9 protein-coding genes are annotated in these 16914 nt (G+C 56.5%); 7 read left to right on the top strand and 2 right to left on the bottom strand.

The features are described 5' to 3' along the window. Positions 1-36 precede the first annotated feature (36 nt). The 5 genes from ACM6IN_RS27400 (at position 37) to ACM6IN_RS27420 (ending at position 11689) form a co-directional block, all read left to right on the top strand. Entirely contained in the window at positions 37-192 is a 156-nt protein-coding gene (locus ACM6IN_RS27400) for a hypothetical protein (RefSeq protein ID WP_414917040.1), read from the top strand. 283 nt (positions 193-475) lie between these two features. Further along, a complete protein-coding gene (locus tag ACM6IN_RS27405; protein WP_414917041.1) occupies positions 476-4075 on the top strand; it encodes a hypothetical protein in 3600 nt (1199 codons plus the stop codon). Positions 4076-4718: 643 nt separating this feature from the next. Further along, entirely contained in the window at positions 4719-8312 is a 3594-nt protein-coding gene (locus ACM6IN_RS27410; protein WP_414917042.1) for a hypothetical protein, read from the top strand. 305 nt (positions 8313-8617) lie between these two features. Continuing rightward, positions 8618-10039: an amino acid permease gene (locus ACM6IN_RS27415; RefSeq protein WP_414917043.1), complete on the top strand. Its 1422-nt coding sequence runs from the start codon at positions 8618-8620 to the stop codon at positions 10037-10039. A 165-nt stretch (positions 10040-10204) separates the two neighbouring features. After that, complete coding sequence (locus ACM6IN_RS27420) at positions 10205-11689, top strand: glucosyltransferase domain-containing protein (RefSeq protein WP_414917044.1); 1485 nt, start codon at positions 10205-10207, stop codon at positions 11687-11689. Between the two features lie 60 nt (positions 11690-11749). On the opposite strand, the gene ACM6IN_RS27425 is transcribed toward ACM6IN_RS27420, so the two are convergent. Beyond that, a complete protein-coding gene (locus ACM6IN_RS27425; RefSeq protein ID WP_414917045.1) occupies positions 11750-13369 on the bottom strand; it encodes an FMN-binding glutamate synthase family protein in 1620 nt (539 codons plus the stop codon). A gap of 171 nt (positions 13370-13540) precedes the next feature. Further along, on the bottom strand, positions 13541-14341 hold the full coding sequence (locus tag ACM6IN_RS27430) for a helix-turn-helix transcriptional regulator (protein WP_095112357.1): 801 nt from the start codon (positions 14339-14341) through the stop codon (positions 13541-13543). A 125-nt stretch (positions 14342-14466) separates the two neighbouring features. Here ACM6IN_RS27430 and ACM6IN_RS27435 point away from each other — a divergent pair, with 125 nt between their 5' ends. Both ACM6IN_RS27435 and ACM6IN_RS27440 read left to right on the top strand, forming a co-directional pair. Continuing rightward, positions 14467-15288, top strand: a complete 822-nt coding sequence (locus ACM6IN_RS27435; protein WP_414917046.1) for a carbon-nitrogen hydrolase family protein — start codon at positions 14467-14469, stop codon at positions 15286-15288. A gap of 295 nt (positions 15289-15583) precedes the next feature. Then, positions 15584-16909, top strand: a complete 1326-nt coding sequence (locus ACM6IN_RS27440) for an APC family permease (RefSeq protein WP_007916762.1) — start codon at positions 15584-15586, stop codon at positions 16907-16909. Positions 16910-16914: the final 5 nt, after the last annotated feature.

The following is a 16914-nucleotide window of genomic DNA, read 5'->3' on the forward strand; positions in this document are numbered from 1 at the left end:
CGGTGGTTGGCGAGGGGCGAGGGAATTGTGAGATGGATGCGCCTCGAAGCACTGAGCCGTCTCGACCACTCGATGAGTGGCCGGGGCTTTATCGGTTTCTACCGCGTGATCGTCACCCGCCACACGATCACGCGGTTCGCTCAAACTTCGGTTGCCGGGGTGGCCGGTTTGATCGTTTTGACAGGCTCCTGACGGCTAAAAAGCATGACTGCCTGTATATGTTTCACAGCGAGCGAGGAGAGGGGGAACAAAACTTGCTAAGGTTTTTATCGACTTGTGTTTTCTGGCTGTTTTTTTCTTCGAATTATTTATTTTGATAATGTTGAGTGTGATTGCGCATTGTTTGTTAGAGGGAGTCGTTGGTTGGATTTTACATACAGTTGGTAAAACACTTAATTGGTAATGGTTGTCGGCTTTTTCTTTAAGGGTATTGGAGGTTTACTTTTTCCTTGTTTTAATCCTGAAGGAGAAGTGTATGTCTGAGTTTGAAGGTTCTACTTCGAATGTTGTTTCGGTAACTGACAGTGATACAAATAATATTGATTCCATAAAGCGTGAAGCCGAAAAGGTTTTGCCTTGCGCACTGGCAGATTTTGCCGGCGCTTTATCCTGGCAAATTCCTTTGAGTGTCGAGCAGAAGAAACAGGTGCTGGAAGCCGTTCGGCTTTTTATCGCCGGTCTTGATGACACGCCGCAGCCGGATCAAGGGCTGCTGGAACTAATGAACATAGAGCAACCGCTCGCCGCCGAAGCCTTGCGCGATCCAGCCACGGCACTGGAAACCCTGATTGCCGGAACTCGCGGTCAGGCATTGGGGCTGGCAGTGCAAACTCACTTGAAAGGTTTTGCCTCGGATGTCAGCGTCAACGACTACGCGCTGGCCGCACTTCAACTTGACCTTGATCCGCAGTCGATTGAAAACCATCAACGTAATACGGTCGCCGGGTTCGATCTGGGCAATAAGCAACATTGGGGGGAGCCGGTTGCAACAGTGTTCAACAAGCTGCGCGAACATTTGATCGAAGAGCGTGTCTGCAACTCCGAAATGGCTGGATTGGGCGCTTACTTGCTGCTGGCCAGGCATGCGCCATTATTTCTGATCAAAGACTTGCCGGCCGCAGTTAAATACGGTGGGCCGGCATGGTTCAACCTGTCCGTTGCCGCCGCAACCCTCGAAGCTGAATCGCCGGGCAAGGTTGCAAAGATGAAGTTCGCACAGGTCATGGTCTGCGCCGAAAGTGCAGCATTGCTCGACCCGGCCGTTACTCAGTACGCGCAGACCGTTACGCTGATTGATTGGGGCGTTGTTCACGGGCTGGTGGAAAGGAAAAACGATGGGCATTACACCCCGGCTGAACTGGATGTACTGAAAACACGTTTCAATGAGGCGTTGGCCGACCGGCTCAACACGCCAATTCTGTTGAGCAGTGTGTTCCCTAGTCGCAAGGAAATAGCCCGGGCCGGCCTTAAAAAGGAGTTTGGCGAGGACTATCCGATTGAAGAACGCGTACTTGAATGGGACCGCTCGGTGGGGGCAACAATAGTGGGCGCACTCTCCCCGGTACCCAGTGCAATCCAAGGGCCGGTCGGGATGCACACGTTGCAGGAGATTGCAATGATGGACGGGACGTACAAGTGGAAAACCAGCCATCCACTGCTTAAATACCGTATTCACGACATCAACGAACTGGATCTGCGTGTACGAAGGACCTTCAACCGTGAGTTTGAAACGACGCTCAATCATCTCAAGGAAGGTACCCGGTTAACCATACGCCATCTGATTTCCGAGTTACCGCTGGAAGACCGAGAGAACATTGAATACGGCAAGATCAATTTTTATCAGGACAAGACCATCAAAGCCGGTTTGCAGTTTCATGACAAGTTCGTGCGTGCCAGCAACCAGAATTTGACACTGAGAGTGGAGCAGGGCATCGATAAAAAAGTCTCGGTGTATTACATCGATCTGAAAGCGGGCTCAATCACCAAAAAAGACGTTGATCCCGTCACGCAGAAAGACAGGGTCAGCGTGCATATCCCCAGCGTTTCGTATGGTGTGAGGCCGTTCTATCTTGCTGATACGGACATCGCCCAAAAACTGGAGCGAAGACCCTCCCCGTCATGGACATTTCCCGTTCCCGACAGTTATTCCAGTGAGAGAACCCGCATCATTGCCGATGCCTTTGTCGAACATCTTGATTACGACAGTGAGGATATTCTCAAAGCCGCTGAAGGCCTGACCACGTGGGATCAGGAAATGGAGTTGCTGGAATCGCGCGTGAAGTTTCTTCTCAATCTGATTCCCTTCAAATCGGCCATCAGCAATTTTATCGAAGGCAAATACCTGGACGGTGCAATTGACCTGTTTCTCGACGTGTTGGGATTCGTTACCGCTGGCGTGAGTGCCACGGCAAAGTTGGCACAATTGGGCGCCAGGACGGCATCGGCACTCAGCAAGGCGCTCAAGGCCGCGAAAATCATCGGCGCACTGGTTATCGGCGAACTCAATCCGTTCGGTGCCGTGGTGGCGGGAGGGAAGCTTTTAGGTATGGGCGCCAAGTATTTAGGTGTCAAAGGCTTGCAACAGTTCGATAAGTTTCGAGACGCCTTGTTTGCGTACGACTTGCTGATTGGCGTCAGCAAACAGCACGGGCCGGCAGCGCTGGGTACCTTCAAAGTGGGAGAACACAGTATTGAAAGCGTGGGCGTATTGAAAGGCAGTAGCTGGTATCCATATAGCCCCCAGACCAAACGGCTGTATGGTCCACCGGGCAACTTTCGGCCCTCCGGACCTGGCGGGTTTGGCAACGATGAACTGCGTGCTTTCGCTGTTAAACCATCGGTTATTGCCGGTCTGGAACCCAACGCCAAAGGCATTTTTCGAAGTGCCGACGGCCAGAGCTTTTACATTCGCAACATTGATACGACAGGCCAACACGCTTTTTACCAGATCAAAAATGATTTCTCCCTGAGCGCAGATCTGACGGATGTCATCATTGTCGATCGCGCAACCAATCGGGCGCACGGCAGTCGGCTCTGGCAAGTGGCGCCCGATCAATGGCAGCCGGTGTCGCTGCGCGGTGGCGACCTCCCGGCGGGTGCGGCAGACGTGCCGGCTGGCGCAATCGTTGATGAAAGCGCCAGTCTGGCGAATCCGCTCGTGCACACCTCAACCAACCCTTTGAATCCCGATGCGGCATTTGTGCGCGATCGGTTGCCAAACGGTTTATGGGAGCCCGTCATGGAAACGGTTTCCAGCGCACAAACAGCGCATCTGCCGATCAAATCGAGCCGTGGGTTCAGTGTGCCTTTTACGTTGCAGAGCACCAGCATTCAAGAGGCGCTGGCAGCAGCGGAACTGAGTCGGTTTCCGCTCGTGACAGAGTTGATGGAGCCGTACAAATTCGAATACAGCGACTTGATCATTTCGCAATTGGAAAACAAAAAGGGCGGTGCGAAATTCACATTTGTCATGGAGCGTGTCCACCCTGCAGATAACATCGGGGCCGAATTCAATGCCTTGAGAATCCATGACACCCACACCAAAGGACTTGTCAAACAGGCGAATGCAAATGCCGTGGATGGCTATTGGGCGCCTCAGGGCGGCTACGTCGATATACCCGTTCATCCCGAATGGACAGAACCGGGCTATGTGTTCACGCCAGGCTTCAGTGGCTGCTCGATGGTGGTTGATCAGATTGGACTCGATCGACTGCGGGTCAGACATGTAGAAGCAGGGCACGAATTCCCTCAGTACAACGGCCTTGCCAGGGAAGAACATGGTGGGGGACTCAGTGCGGCCATGGAGTTTCACGACTATGGGTTGCGAGTCGATCAAAACGGTAACGCAGATGCAATCCTTACGGGGTTTGCATTCATGAAATACGATCGCACGACGCGATCCTGGACGCTTCACTTCCAGTCCAGTTACGAGGCCCCTCGCATCGGCAGCTATTCATCACCGTTGCCAAAGGGGAGAAGGGAGATCAAGCCGCTCGTGGAGCTTCAATCCGGGTCCAGAGTGGTCAAAGTGGAGACGAGACAGGTGTCGACAATGGTCGGTGCAATAGCCCCGTGATGTGACGCTGCACCATCCTTGTGCAATGCTCACCGCCATTTCGGTGGCGAGTTTTCCTACATGTGCCAGTTGATCCGACGGGGCTGCTGGCACTCTTGCGACGACTCCCGCTGAATCTTGTGGTTTATAGAGTAAAAAATCCTGCCTCAGGTTTTTTATTCCGCTGATCTTGCAGATTCTCTGCAGGACGCGTCTGCCCACTAGGCATACGCGGTTCACAGCAGCCAAGGCTTATCGGCCGACGCTTCGATACTCGGTGGTCATATCCAATAACCAGACGAGGTTGTCCCCCGACGCCAACTGGCAATCACGTTCAATCATGTAGATATTGTTTCAGGAAGCGATTTTTTTTTGTTGTAACAGTAATCTAAAAAATTTCATTTGTTATGTTAAGAAGCATTTTTAGATGTGCTTCTGGGCGGGTTAAGTGAATGTCTGTCTTTGCAGTGCGTCAAGTTATGGTGGTCGGTGTCTGTTGTTTATAATGTTCTGTGATATTCACTAAGTAACAGTTTTTCATGGTTGTTGATTGAATTGTTGTCTGTCGGTGCTGGCTCGTTATATCGGTAATGGTTCTTTGGTTTATGTTCTGCCGAATTCATTATCTACTTTGGACTCTATTAATCCCGTCAAGGAAGAACAGATGTCTGAATCCAATGTAGACGTTGTTGCTGAAGTATCGTTATCCGAAAGTGATCAGCTGGAAAAAATTGCAACTTTTCTGGAAGTCGAAAAAGTCACTGCCCATCCGTTTGCTGACTTTGCCGGAGCATTATCCTGGCCGATTCCATTGATGGTCGCGCAGCAAAAAGAGGCCTTGCACGCCACGAGTGTTTATCTGGACAGCCTCGATATTGTGTCGATACCCGGTGCCGGAGTACTGGACTACCTGGACGCTGACGAGCCGCTTTCAAATGCGGCACTGAGTGATCCGCACTCGGCATTGGCTCGCCTTATTACCAGTCCTCGCGGGCAGGCGCTGGGGCAGGCGATCCAGACCCGCTTGAACGGAATCGCCACGGATGTCAGCGCCAGGGAATACGCAATGGCTGGCATCCATTTGAGCCTGCATGAGGGGGATATTGATCAACCGTCGCCTCGCAAAGTTGCCGGTTTCGACCTCGCCGGGGAGAAACTTTGGGGCAGACCTGTTTCGGCGGTTTTTGGCAATCTGACTGATTACCTGATCAAGGAACGTCTTAGTAGCCGGAAACTGGCTGGATTGACGGCGGCACTTTTGCTGGTTCGCAAGGCGCCCGAGTTTCTCGTCAAGCAGTTGCCTGCCAGTTTGAAATACGGCACGACGGCATGGTTCAACCTGAGAGTCGCTGCGCGAACGATTGAGGCTCACACACCCGGAAAAGTGGCGTATATGACGTTTGCCCAAGTCATGGCCAGTGCAGAAAGCGCTGCGCGGATCGACTCGCAAGTTGCGCCGCAAGTCAATGCCGCCGCCCTGGCAGATTGGGGCGTGGTCAGCGGTGTATTGCAGAAGAATAACGATGAACATTACCCCCAGGACGAGTTGGAAAACATCAAGACACACTACAATCGGCAACTCGCTGACCGCCTCAATGCTTCGATCCTGTTGAACAGCGAACTTCCGAGCCGCAAAGCCATCGCGAAGCACAGACTCAAGCAAAAATTCAAAGGCGACATTCCTTTGGAAGAGCGGCTGCTGCAACAGCCCACTGTGGCGGCTGTTGACGGTGCCTTCTTGTACCCGACCCTGAACGGTCGATATTCGCTGCTCGACATCGCCATGATGGGAGGCCCTCCCTACTATCAATGGACGACCCGCGATCCTCGCTTGCAGCCGCTGCTTGACCAGATCAATGCGCCGCTGGAACTCGGCGTGGTCGACGCCTTCCAGACTCAATTCGAGAGTGCCGTCAGTAACATCAAGCAAGGTTCCCGGCTGCTGGTTAAACATCTGCTCGCCGAGTTGCCTCTGGAAGACAGGAAAAATCTCGAATACGGCCAAGTCTCTTTTTACCAATACAAGACTTACCGTTTGAGTATGGGCTTTTTCGGCAAAAACCTGACATCCACACACGGCACCCTGCGAGTGAAAGTTGATCTGGGCCATGAGTCGAAGCTTTATGAGATCGATCTCAAGCAAGGCGTTATTCATACCCGCAGCTACGATCCAGAGGAGGTGACGGAACGCGCCGATGCTTTTGTTCCGAGCATCCAGTACACCATCGAACCGTTCAAGCTGGCTGACGGGTCGAAGGTCGGGAAGCTCCTGCCACAGACCGCAAACAGAACTTCGGTGCCCGCCAGTTACTCGAGCGAGAGGACCGAGCTGATTGCCGACGCCTTTGTTGAACATCTCGATCTGGACAGCGAGGCCATTCTGAAGGCTGCCAGTGGCCAGACTACGCAAGACCGGGAAAACGCAGCGGTGCAGAAGGTTATTGATTTCGTGGTCGACCTGATCCCGTTCAAGTCGGCGATCACCAATTTCGTCAAAGGCAACTATTTCGACGGTGCGATGGATCTGTTTTTCGATGTATTGGGATTCGTGACTGCCGGTGCGAGTGTTGCCGCGAAATTGGCCAGGATAGGCGTTTCCACGGCATCAGCCATCAGCAAGACACTCAAGGCTGCGAGAATAGTTGGCGCGGTGGTGATTACCGAACTCAACCCGTTGACCGCTCTGCGCGACGTGGGGGTGGGAGTTACCCGGCTTGTCGGTCACGGGCTCCAATTCATCGGAAGGCACGGTCTGCAGCAAATCATGAAATTACGCAAGGCGATGGACCCCAGCGAATTGGTGCAGATGTTGCGTAAAGAACACGGGCCGACGCTGATCGGTGCCTGGAAAATAAACGGACTAAGTATCGATGGCCTCGGTGTGCTGAAAAACGAGCAGTGGTATCACTACAATCCGCTGAGCAATCGTCTTTATGGCTCGCCGGGTGATTTCCGGCCCAAGCCTGGCCGCTTCGCACTGGTCGGATTCGACAATAACGACTTCAAGCGCTTCACCTTTAAGCCTGCGGAACTCAGCGGACTTGAAGCCAATGCCCAAGGTATTTATCGCAGTGCCGATGGCCAGCGCTTCTATATCCGCAACATCGATGCCACCGGCAAGGAAGCGGTGTATGGCATCAAGAATGATTTCAATCTGAAAGGTGATTTAACGGACGTGGTGATTGTTGATCCTTTGAACAATCGCCCCCACGGTCCCAGACACTGGCAAGTCGCGCCGGATCAATGGCAGCCAGTTTCACTGCGCGGCGGCGATCTTCCGCCGGATGCGGCAGACGTCCCGGCTGGCGCGATTATTGATGAAAGTGCCAGTGTCACCCATCAGCTCGTATACACCTCAAGCAATCCGCTGCGTCCGGACTCGCCATTTGTGCGCGAGCGGCTGCCCAACGGTTTATGGGAGCCCGTTATCGAAATCGTTCCTAAAAGTGAGGTTGCGCACTTGGCGTACGATTGGGGTCAGCCTTCCCTGATGCATTATTCGTTTCAGCTCACCAGCATCCATGAAGCGTTGTCGCCAGCGCAGTTGAGCCGGTTTACGGTGGCAACAGAGTTGTTGCAGCCGGGTCGAGTCAACTACAGCGACGAGATCGCGTTACAACTGGTCAATAAGGAGGGCGGTGCGAGTTTCGCCTTTGTCATGGAACGCGTTCAGCCCGCCAATGCGCCCCGGGCTGAATTCAATGCGCTGAAAATTCATGACCCCACATTCGGCAAACTTCCGCAACCATCGAATGCCGTGGTGGGTTATTGGGCAGCGCAGGGAGGCTATGTCGATATCCCGATCCATCCCAAGTGGGGCGAGCCCGATCATGTATTTACGCCAGGCTTCAGTGGCTGTTCGTTGGTGGTCGATCAGTTGGACGCCAGTCGCCTGCGGGTACGGCATGTCGAGGGCGGAAAGGAACTCGCTCAATACAACGCCCTCGCCACTCACGAACATGGCTTGGGTCTCAGCGCGTCCATGGAATATCCCGACTATGGATTGCGAGTGAATGCAAGCGGACAGGTAGACTCGAGGATGCTGGGTTTCGCCTTCATGAAGTATGACCACTCGGTGCAATCCTGGAAGTTGCATTTCCAGAGCAGCGAAGGTGCTGCAACGATCATGAAATATTCATCGGCGAAACCTGGCTGGATAACGCGGCCGGACACATTGGTCGGCGTCTACCCCAATTCCAGAGTTACCAAAGTGGTGACCAGACCGTTGCTGACCATCGATACGGTGGGCGCCGGGTAATGTGACGCTGCACCATCCTTGTGCAATACTCGCCGCCATTTTCGGTGGCGAGTTTTCCTACATGTGCCAGTTGATCCGACGGGTCTGCTGGCATTCTCGCGACAACTCCCGCTGAATCTTGTGGTTTATAGAGTGAAAAATCCTGCCTCAGGCTTTTTATACTGCACGCCCCGCTGATCTTGCAGGTTGCCCTGCAAGACGCGTCTGCCCACGAGGCAGGCGCGGTTTCACGGCAGCCAAGGCTTATCGGCCGACGCTTCGACACTCGGTGGTCATATCCAATAACAAGACGAGGTTGTCCCCCTATGCCAACTGGCAATCACCTGCCTCACGGCGACACCGCTCAGGGCGGTCCGCTCAAACGCGAACTCGGCGAACGGCATATTCGCCTGATGGCACTCGGTGCCTGTATTGGCGTCGGTCTGTTTTTAGGTTCCGCCAAGGCCATCGAAATGGCCGGCCCGGCGATCATGCTGTCCTACATTCTGGGTGGTCTGGCGATCCTGGTGATCATGCGCGCCCTCGGCGAAATGGCCGTGCACAACCCGGTCGCCGGCTCGTTCAGCCGTTATGCACAAGACTATCTCGGCCCGTTGGCGGGCTTTCTCACTGGCTGGAACTACTGGTTTCTGTGGCTGGTGACCTGTGTCGCGGAAATCACCGCGGTGGCCGTGTACATGGGCATCTGGTTCCCCGATGTACCGCGCTGGATCTGGGCGCTGGCCGCGTTGGTCAGCATGGGCTCGGTCAACCTGATCGCGGTGAAGGCCTTCGGTGAATTCGAATTCTGGTTCGCCCTGATCAAGATTGTCACCATCATCGCCATGGTCATCGGCGGCGTCGGCATCATCGCCTTCGGGTTCGGCAATGACGGCGTGGCGCTGGGGATTTCCAACCTGTGGGCCCACGGCGGCTTCATGCCCAACGGCGTGACCGGCGTGCTGATGTCCCTGCAAATGGTCATGTTCGCCTACCTCGGCGTGGAGATGATCGGCCTGACCGCCGGTGAAGCGAAGAACCCGCAGAAGACCATTCCTGATGCGATCGGCTCGGTGTTCTGGCGCATTCTGCTGTTCTATGTCGGCGCGCTGTTCGTGATTCTGTCGATCTACCCGTGGAACGAAATCGGCACCCAGGGCAGCCCGTTCGTGATGACCTTCGAGCGTCTGGGCATCAAGACCGCCGCCGGCATCATCAACTTCGTGGTGATCACCGCCGCGCTGTCGTCGTGCAACGGTGGCATCTTCAGCACCGGGCGCATGCTCTACAGCCTGGCGCAGAATGGCCAGGCGCCGGCCGGTTTTGCCAAGACGTCGAATAACGGCGTGCCGCGTCGTGCATTGTTGTTGTCGATCGCTGCCTTGCTGTTGGGCGTGCTGCTCAACTATCTGGTGCCGGAAAAAGTCTTCGTCTGGGTGACTTCGATTGCCACCTTCGGCGCGATCTGGACCTGGGTGATGATCCTGCTGGCTCAGCTGAAATTCCGCAAAGGCCTGAGCGCCAGCGAGCGTGCCGGCCTCAAGTACAAGATGTGGCTGTACCCGGTAAGCTCGTACTTTGCCCTGGCGTTCCTGGTGCTGGTGGTCGGCCTGATGGCGTACTTCCCGGACACGCGCGTGGCGCTGTATGTAGGCCCTGCGTTCCTGGTGCTGCTGACGGTGTTGTTCTACGTGTTCAAGTTGCAGCCAAGTAACGTGACACAAGGTGCTGCGCGTTCGGCGTCTTAAGTAAAAAACGCTGATACAGCCAAGCCCCGATCGCGAGATCGGGGCTTTTTTGTGGGGGCTGGTGCCGCCCGACCACTGGTCTGAAACAGCGATACAAAACCGCCGTGGCCGCTCAAAGCTTTATCACACACCGCTCCCCGCGCAGTCGTGAACAGAGGCGCCGCCATGAGGATCAGCGATTTTGTCGTTCGCGAGCTCGGTCGTCGCCAGGTTCTGCTGTTCTTTGTGCTGGCGACCGGGTTGTATGTTCTGCCGTTGATCCTCGCCGACTTTCCTTACATCGACGACAACTGGCGCGCACTGGCCGCCGGTAATGCGTGGGCCGGTTACGGGCGGCTGTTTGCCGACTGGCTGTATCAGGCGTTGACGTTCACCGGCGCTGCGCCGGATGTCTTCCCTTTGCCTTTGCTGCTCGCCACCTTGGCGATGAGTCTGGCACTGACCCGGCTGACGTTTCACTACTTTGTCGAGCCGACGCTGGCCTGTTGTCTGGTGCCATTGCCGCTCTGGTACAACCCGTTCCTGCTGCAGAATCTCTCCTATCAGTACGACGGGCCGAGTATGGCGTTGAGTCTTGTCGCGATGATCTACGCGATCACCTTTCACGGTGCGACTCGGGTGCAGCGCTGGCTGATACCGGCGTTACTGATTGCACTGGGCACAGGGTTGTACCAGATCAGCGTCAACGTCTTTCTTGGCTTGTGTTGTGTGGAGTTGCTCAGGGCGTTGCACCGGCAAGTATCGTGGACTGAGGTCTGGCTTTTGCTTGGCGGCAAGCTTGCGCAGCTCGGTCTGGGCATCGCGATCTATGGCGTCACCGCGTATCCGTTCATGACAGCCGGGCGCTATTCAGAACGGCTCGATGGGGCAGGGCATCCATTCCTGCAGATCGGCACGAACATGGGCCGCGTGCTGGAAAAAACCGCGCTGTTGTTTCACGGCGGATATCTTTGGGTGTTTGCCGCTTTGGTGCTTTGTGCGTTCTTGGGGCTGGCCCGTCTCGGTCGTCCGGATCGGCGCGCAAGTCATGTGATCCTGGGCCTGACGGTTTTTGCTGTATTGGTGCTACTGGTGCCAGGTATCACGCTGTTGTTTCGCGACTTCAACGAGGGCGCGCGCACGTTGATGGGTTTTGGCGTGCTTCTGGTGTGTTTGTTTTATCTCAGCCGTCTGGCGCTGGCGGCGCATAACCGCTGGTTGCCCTTGCTGCTGATCATCCCGCTGCTGGCGACGTTGTCGCTGTCGTTTGCCTACGGCCGCGTGTTGAGCATGCAGAAAACCTTCGCCACTGCAGCCCTGTACAGCCTCGGTCACGACATCGCCACCCATAGCGAACTGCGAGAAGCCAAGCGTATATACCTGTCGATCAACTACTCCGATCGCTGGCTGGCCAGCGCCGAGGGATCGTTCAGGCAACTGCCGGTTTTGCGTTATCTGCTCAATGTCGACTACTACATGCTCGCGGAAAACCTGCCTTCGGTGGGCATCACCAACGTGGTTGCCGAACGTGAGCGCCGCAATGCCACGCACGTTGGCTATCTGCAATATCCAGCGCTGGTGGAAAGCCTGTATTACCGCATTTATCTGCTCGGCGATTACGGGTTTATCGTCATGAAGGAGCCGCCGCACGGGCGGTTGTTGCAATGGTGAGTGCTGATTATTCGTCGGGAGGAACGCGCCAGTCTGCGGTGCAGACCGGCGCTTTTGCCGTTATGCCGCGGCCACTTCCTGCGGCTCGAAACTGTCCGCCCGCGCCATCTGCCACATCCGCGAGTAAAACTCGCCATTCACTTCCCCGGTAAGCAATTCCCCCGGTTTCAAGAACACGTGCAACTGCGAGAACAACTTGATCTCGGTCGCCGACATGCGCCGCACCAGATGCTTGGCCGACAGTTGTGATGGATGTTCAAGCCCGGCCGCTGCGAGCATTTCCGCCAGAGCCTTCAAGGTGTTGCGGTGGAAGTTGAATACACGCTGGGCCTTGTCCGGCACCACCAGCGCACGTTGGCGCAAGGCATCCTGAGTCGCTACGCCGGTCGGGCATTTGTTGGTGTGGCAGCTTTGCGACTGGATGCAGCCGATGGCGAACATGAAACCGCGCGCGGAGTTGGCCCAGTCGGCGCCGATGGCCAGCACGCTGGCGATGTCGAAGGCGCTGACGATCTTGCCGCTGGCGCCGAGTTTGATCTTGTCGCGCAGGTTTAAACCGACCAGGGTGTTGTGCACAAACAGCAGGCCTTCGCGCATCGGCACGCCGATGTGGTCGGTAAATTCCACCGGTGCGGCGCCGGTGCCGCCCTCCTTGCCGTCGACGACGATGAAGTCCGGGAGGATGCCGGTTTCCAGCATGGCTTTGGCGATGCCCATGAATTCCCACGGGTGGCCGAGGCAGAACTTGAAACCGACCGGTTTGCCGCCGGACAGCTCTCGCAGTTGCTGAATGAACTGCATCATTTCGATCGGCGTGGAAAACGCGCTGTGGCGTGACGGCGAGACGCAATCTTCGCCCATCAGGATGCCACGGGTTTCGGCGATTTCCTTGGTGACTTTGTGCTTGGGCAGGATGCCGCCGTGGCCGGGTTTGGCGCCTTGGCTCATCTTGATTTCGATCATCCGCACTTGCGGGTTCTGCGCTTGGGCGGCGAAGCGTTCCGGGTCGAAACGGCCGTCGCTGGTGCGGCAACCGAAATAGCCACTGCCCAGTTCCCAAGTCAGGTCGCCGCCATTTTCGCGGTGATAGGGGCTGATGCTGCCTTCACCGGTGTCGTGGGCGAAGTTGCCGAGTTTCGCGCCTTGGTTGAGTGCGCGAATGGCGTTGGCGCTGAGCGAACCGAAGCTCATCGCCGAGATGTTGAACACCGAGGCTGAATAAGGCTGGCTGCACTGCGGGCCGCCAACGGTGACGCGGAAACTGCTCGGGTCGCTCAGCGGTGCCGGACGCATCGAGTGGCCGATGAATTCAAAACCGGATTGATAGACATCGATCAGCGTGCCGAACGGTTTGTCGGCGGTTTCGTTTTTCGCTCGCGAGTAGACCAGCGAACGTTGCGCGCGGGAGAAGGGCAGGGCATCGCTGTCGGACTCCAGCAAATACTGGCGGATCTCCGGGCGGATGCCTTCGACCAGATAGCGGATGTTGCCGAGGATCGGGTAGTTGCGCCGTACCGCGTGGGGGCTTTGCAGCAGGTCGAACAGACCGATCAGGCTCAGTACGCCGGTGACGGCGGTGATTGGCCATAGCCAGTCATGTTCGAGGAACGGCAGGCTGGCGAGGGTGAACATCACACAGACGGCAAAGAAGGCGTAGCGGCTCAGGAGTGACAGGCTCATACGGTTTCCTTGGTTCGGACTCGGAATAATCAGCGAAGATTGAGGGATAAACACATTCCCTTGTAGGAGTGAGCCTGCTCGCGATAGCGGTATATCAGCTACGAATGATTTGACTGACCCGACGTCATCGCGAGCAGGCTCACTCCTGCATAAAGCAACTTCACCAAACGATCAGGCGTTTTGTGCCTGAAGAAATATCGAAAACAGCTCGGACTGGGATTTGATCCCCAACTTGCTGTACATGTGTTTCTTATGGACTTTCACGGTTTCTACGGAGATTTCCAGCTTACGGGCGATTTCTTTACTGGAGCAACCGCTGAGCATCAAGCGCCCGACATCCAGTTCCCGCGCCGTCAGTTGCGCACCCTTGAGTTGTTGCACCGAGGCTTCCAGTTGCACGCGCCAGTCTGCTTGAACGGGTGCGGCAGCGAGGGCCACGGTTTCGTTGATTTCATACGGTAACCGCTGACGCAACAAGCCCAGCACCCAAGGCTGGATCAATGACAGCAAGGCGATCTGTTCGCCAGTGAAACGTTTTTCACTGCCCAGCGACAGACACAACGTGCGCTCACCTTCGAGCTGACAATTGAACTGGATTTCGTCCGCCACGACATTCAGACGAAAGTATCGCTGGTAATACTCGGTCAGTTCGAAATGCTCCGGCGCCACTTCTGACAGGCGATACAGACCGGTGCGCGTTTGCTCGCGGCAGGCGATGTAGAACGGGTCAAGCAGGTACAGGCCGCGCAGATAGTCCTGGAATAACGGATCAGGGCTGCCGTCTGCGCCGGGGCATTCGGCGAAGACTTGCGGGTGTTGATCGGCGCTGAACAGCAACGCCACCCAGCTATCGAACGGCACGTACTGGTCGAGCAACCGCACCAGTTGCGCCCAGAAATTCGGCTTGTCGAGCGCGTCGATCAGTTGCCCGACGGCGCGGTGCCAGGTGATGTCGTCAAACGAAAGTGTCATCGATCTACCCCTATCGGGTTACCCCGGCCGCGTAATTCCCTGGCCGCTCGCTTGCTGCGCATACTGGCCCACAGACAGCCACCGGGCAATCTTTCCGCGCCCGTCGCTCAGCACAAGGAATTCCCATGAAAGTCGAACTCGCCCAACTGGCGGGCCGTGACAATGCCACGGCCTACAACCTCGAACGCGCCCTGGCGGCGATTGCCGCGTGCGCGGCCGACACGCAATTGATGGTGTTCCCGGAAACCCACCTGATGGGCTTCCCGACAGCCGAAACCGTGGCGCAAACCGCCGAATCCGTCGACGGCCCGACCGTCAGTGCGGTGCTGGCCGCTGCGCGCGAACGCAACATCGCCGTGGTGATCGGCATGGCCGAGAACGACAACGGCCATTTCTACAACACCACGCTGCTGATCACCCCTCAAGGCATCGCCCTGAAATATCGCAAGACCCATCTGTGGGCGTCGGATCGCGGCGTGTTCGAGGCCGGCGACCGCTATGCCACGTGCGAGTGGAACGGTGTGCGTATTGGCCTGTTGATTTGCTACGACATCGAGTTTCCGGAGTCGGCCCGTGCCTTGGCGCAAATCGGTGCGGAACTGTTGATCGTGACCAACGGCAATATGGATCCGTACGCGCCGACACACCGCACCGCGATCATGGCCCGCGCGCAGGAGAATCAGGCCTTTGCGTTGATGGTCAATCGCGTGGAGGCGGGGGATGACGGTTTGATGTTTGCCGGTGGCAGTGCGTTGGTCGATCCGCTGGGGACGCTGCTGTTCGAGGCCGGGCGTGAGGAAGGGACGTTCTGCGTTGAACTGGATTTCGCGCGGTTGGAGATTGCGCGCAGGGATTACCGCTATCTGGATGATCAGCGTTTGAAGTTGCCGGGGGAGGTGCTGGAGCGTGGCGATGGTGTTCGCGAATTGTTGATTCCACGTCGTTGACCGCTGCCCTCACCCTAGCCCTCTCCCAGGGGGAGAGGGGACTGACCGAGTCGAACTGAGGATTTGAAACTGCGAATTCAAGTTGAACTCAGGATCTGAAACCCCTGGAGATCGGCTCCCTTTCCCCCTCTACCCCTTGGGGGCGGTCCGACGTTTCGGGAGGGCTGGGGTGAGGGGGAAGAGATTTCAAGTCGAACAAAAAACTCAAGCAACACCAGAACAATAAAACACACCCGAAAACATTCGCCGAACCCGGCTCTGCCATAAATCCAATAACATTCGGAGTAAGTCGCCCATGGCTCGTTTGCAACGCACCCTTTCATTAGGGTCGGTGGTGCTGTTCGGCATCGCCTACATGACGCCGATCATTGTCCTCGGCACCTTCGGCATCCTCGCTCAATCCACCGCTGGCATGGTGCCCGCCGCGTATCTGGCGGCGCTGGTGGCGATGTTCTTCACCGCCATGAGCTACGGGCGCATGGCCGCCGCGTTTCCAGTGGCCGGTTCCGCTTACAGCTACGTGCGCAAGGCGATCAGCCCGAAACTGGGCTTTATCGCCGGTTGGGCGGTGTTGCTCGATTACCTGTTTCTGCCGATGGCGATCTGGTTGATCGGCGCGGCTTATCTGGCCTCGGCGTTCCCGTCGATCCCGCAATGGATCTGGGTGCTGGCGTTCATCGGCATCACCAGCGCAATCAACATCATTGGCCTGAAACTGGCGAACGGCATCAACGCCTTGCTGATGCTGGTGCAGTTTCTGGTGCTGATTGCTTTCGTCGCGCTGTGCGTGCACTACATTGGCGGCGATGCGGGCACGCCGTTGTGGTCGATCAAACCGTTCTTCAACGGCGACATGCAGATGCCGCTGATCATGAGCGGCGCGGCCATCGCCTGCTATTCGTTCCTCGGTTTCGATGCGGTCAGCACCCTGACCGAAGAGACCCGCGACCCACGCCGCACCATTCCAAGGGCGATCATGTTGATCACCTTGATCGGCGGACTGATCTTCGTCGGTGTTTCGTATTTCGTGCAGATCGCGCACCCGTCGTTCCAGTTCGACAGTGTCGATTCGGCCGCCTATGAAATCGCCCGCAATATCGGCGGCGATCTATTCGTGTCGATTTTCCTCATCGGTCTGATTGTCGGCCAGTTCGCCTCGGGACTGTCGGCGCAGGCCAGCGGCTCGCGACTGCTGTTCGCCATGGGCCGCGACGGCGTGCTGCCCAAGTCATTTTTCGGCACCTTGCACGCGCGCTTCGGCACACCGGTCAACAGCATCCTGCTCTGTGCCGTGGTGGCGTTGCTGGCGCTGAAACTCGACGTGACCACTTCGACCTCGTTCATCAACTTCGGCGCTTTCCTGGCGTTCAGTCTGGTCAACCTGTCGGTGATCTTTCATTACTGGATCGGCGGCGAGAAAAAAGGTCCGCGCGAGTGCCTGCTGTTTCTGGTTTTCCCGTTTATCGGGCTGGTGGCGGACTTGTGGCTGATGGTCAGCCTTGATCATCTGGCGGTGTATCTGGGGCTGAGCTGGCTGGCGATCGGCGTGGTGTACCTGGCGGTGCTCACTGGTGGTTTCCGTCGGCAGCCGCCGGAGATGGACTTTCAGGAAACCACCTGAAGCGC

Source organism: Pseudomonas sp. IT-P395, from assembly GCF_949767675.1.
Classification (GTDB): Bacteria; Pseudomonadota; Gammaproteobacteria; order Pseudomonadales; family Pseudomonadaceae; genus Aquipseudomonas.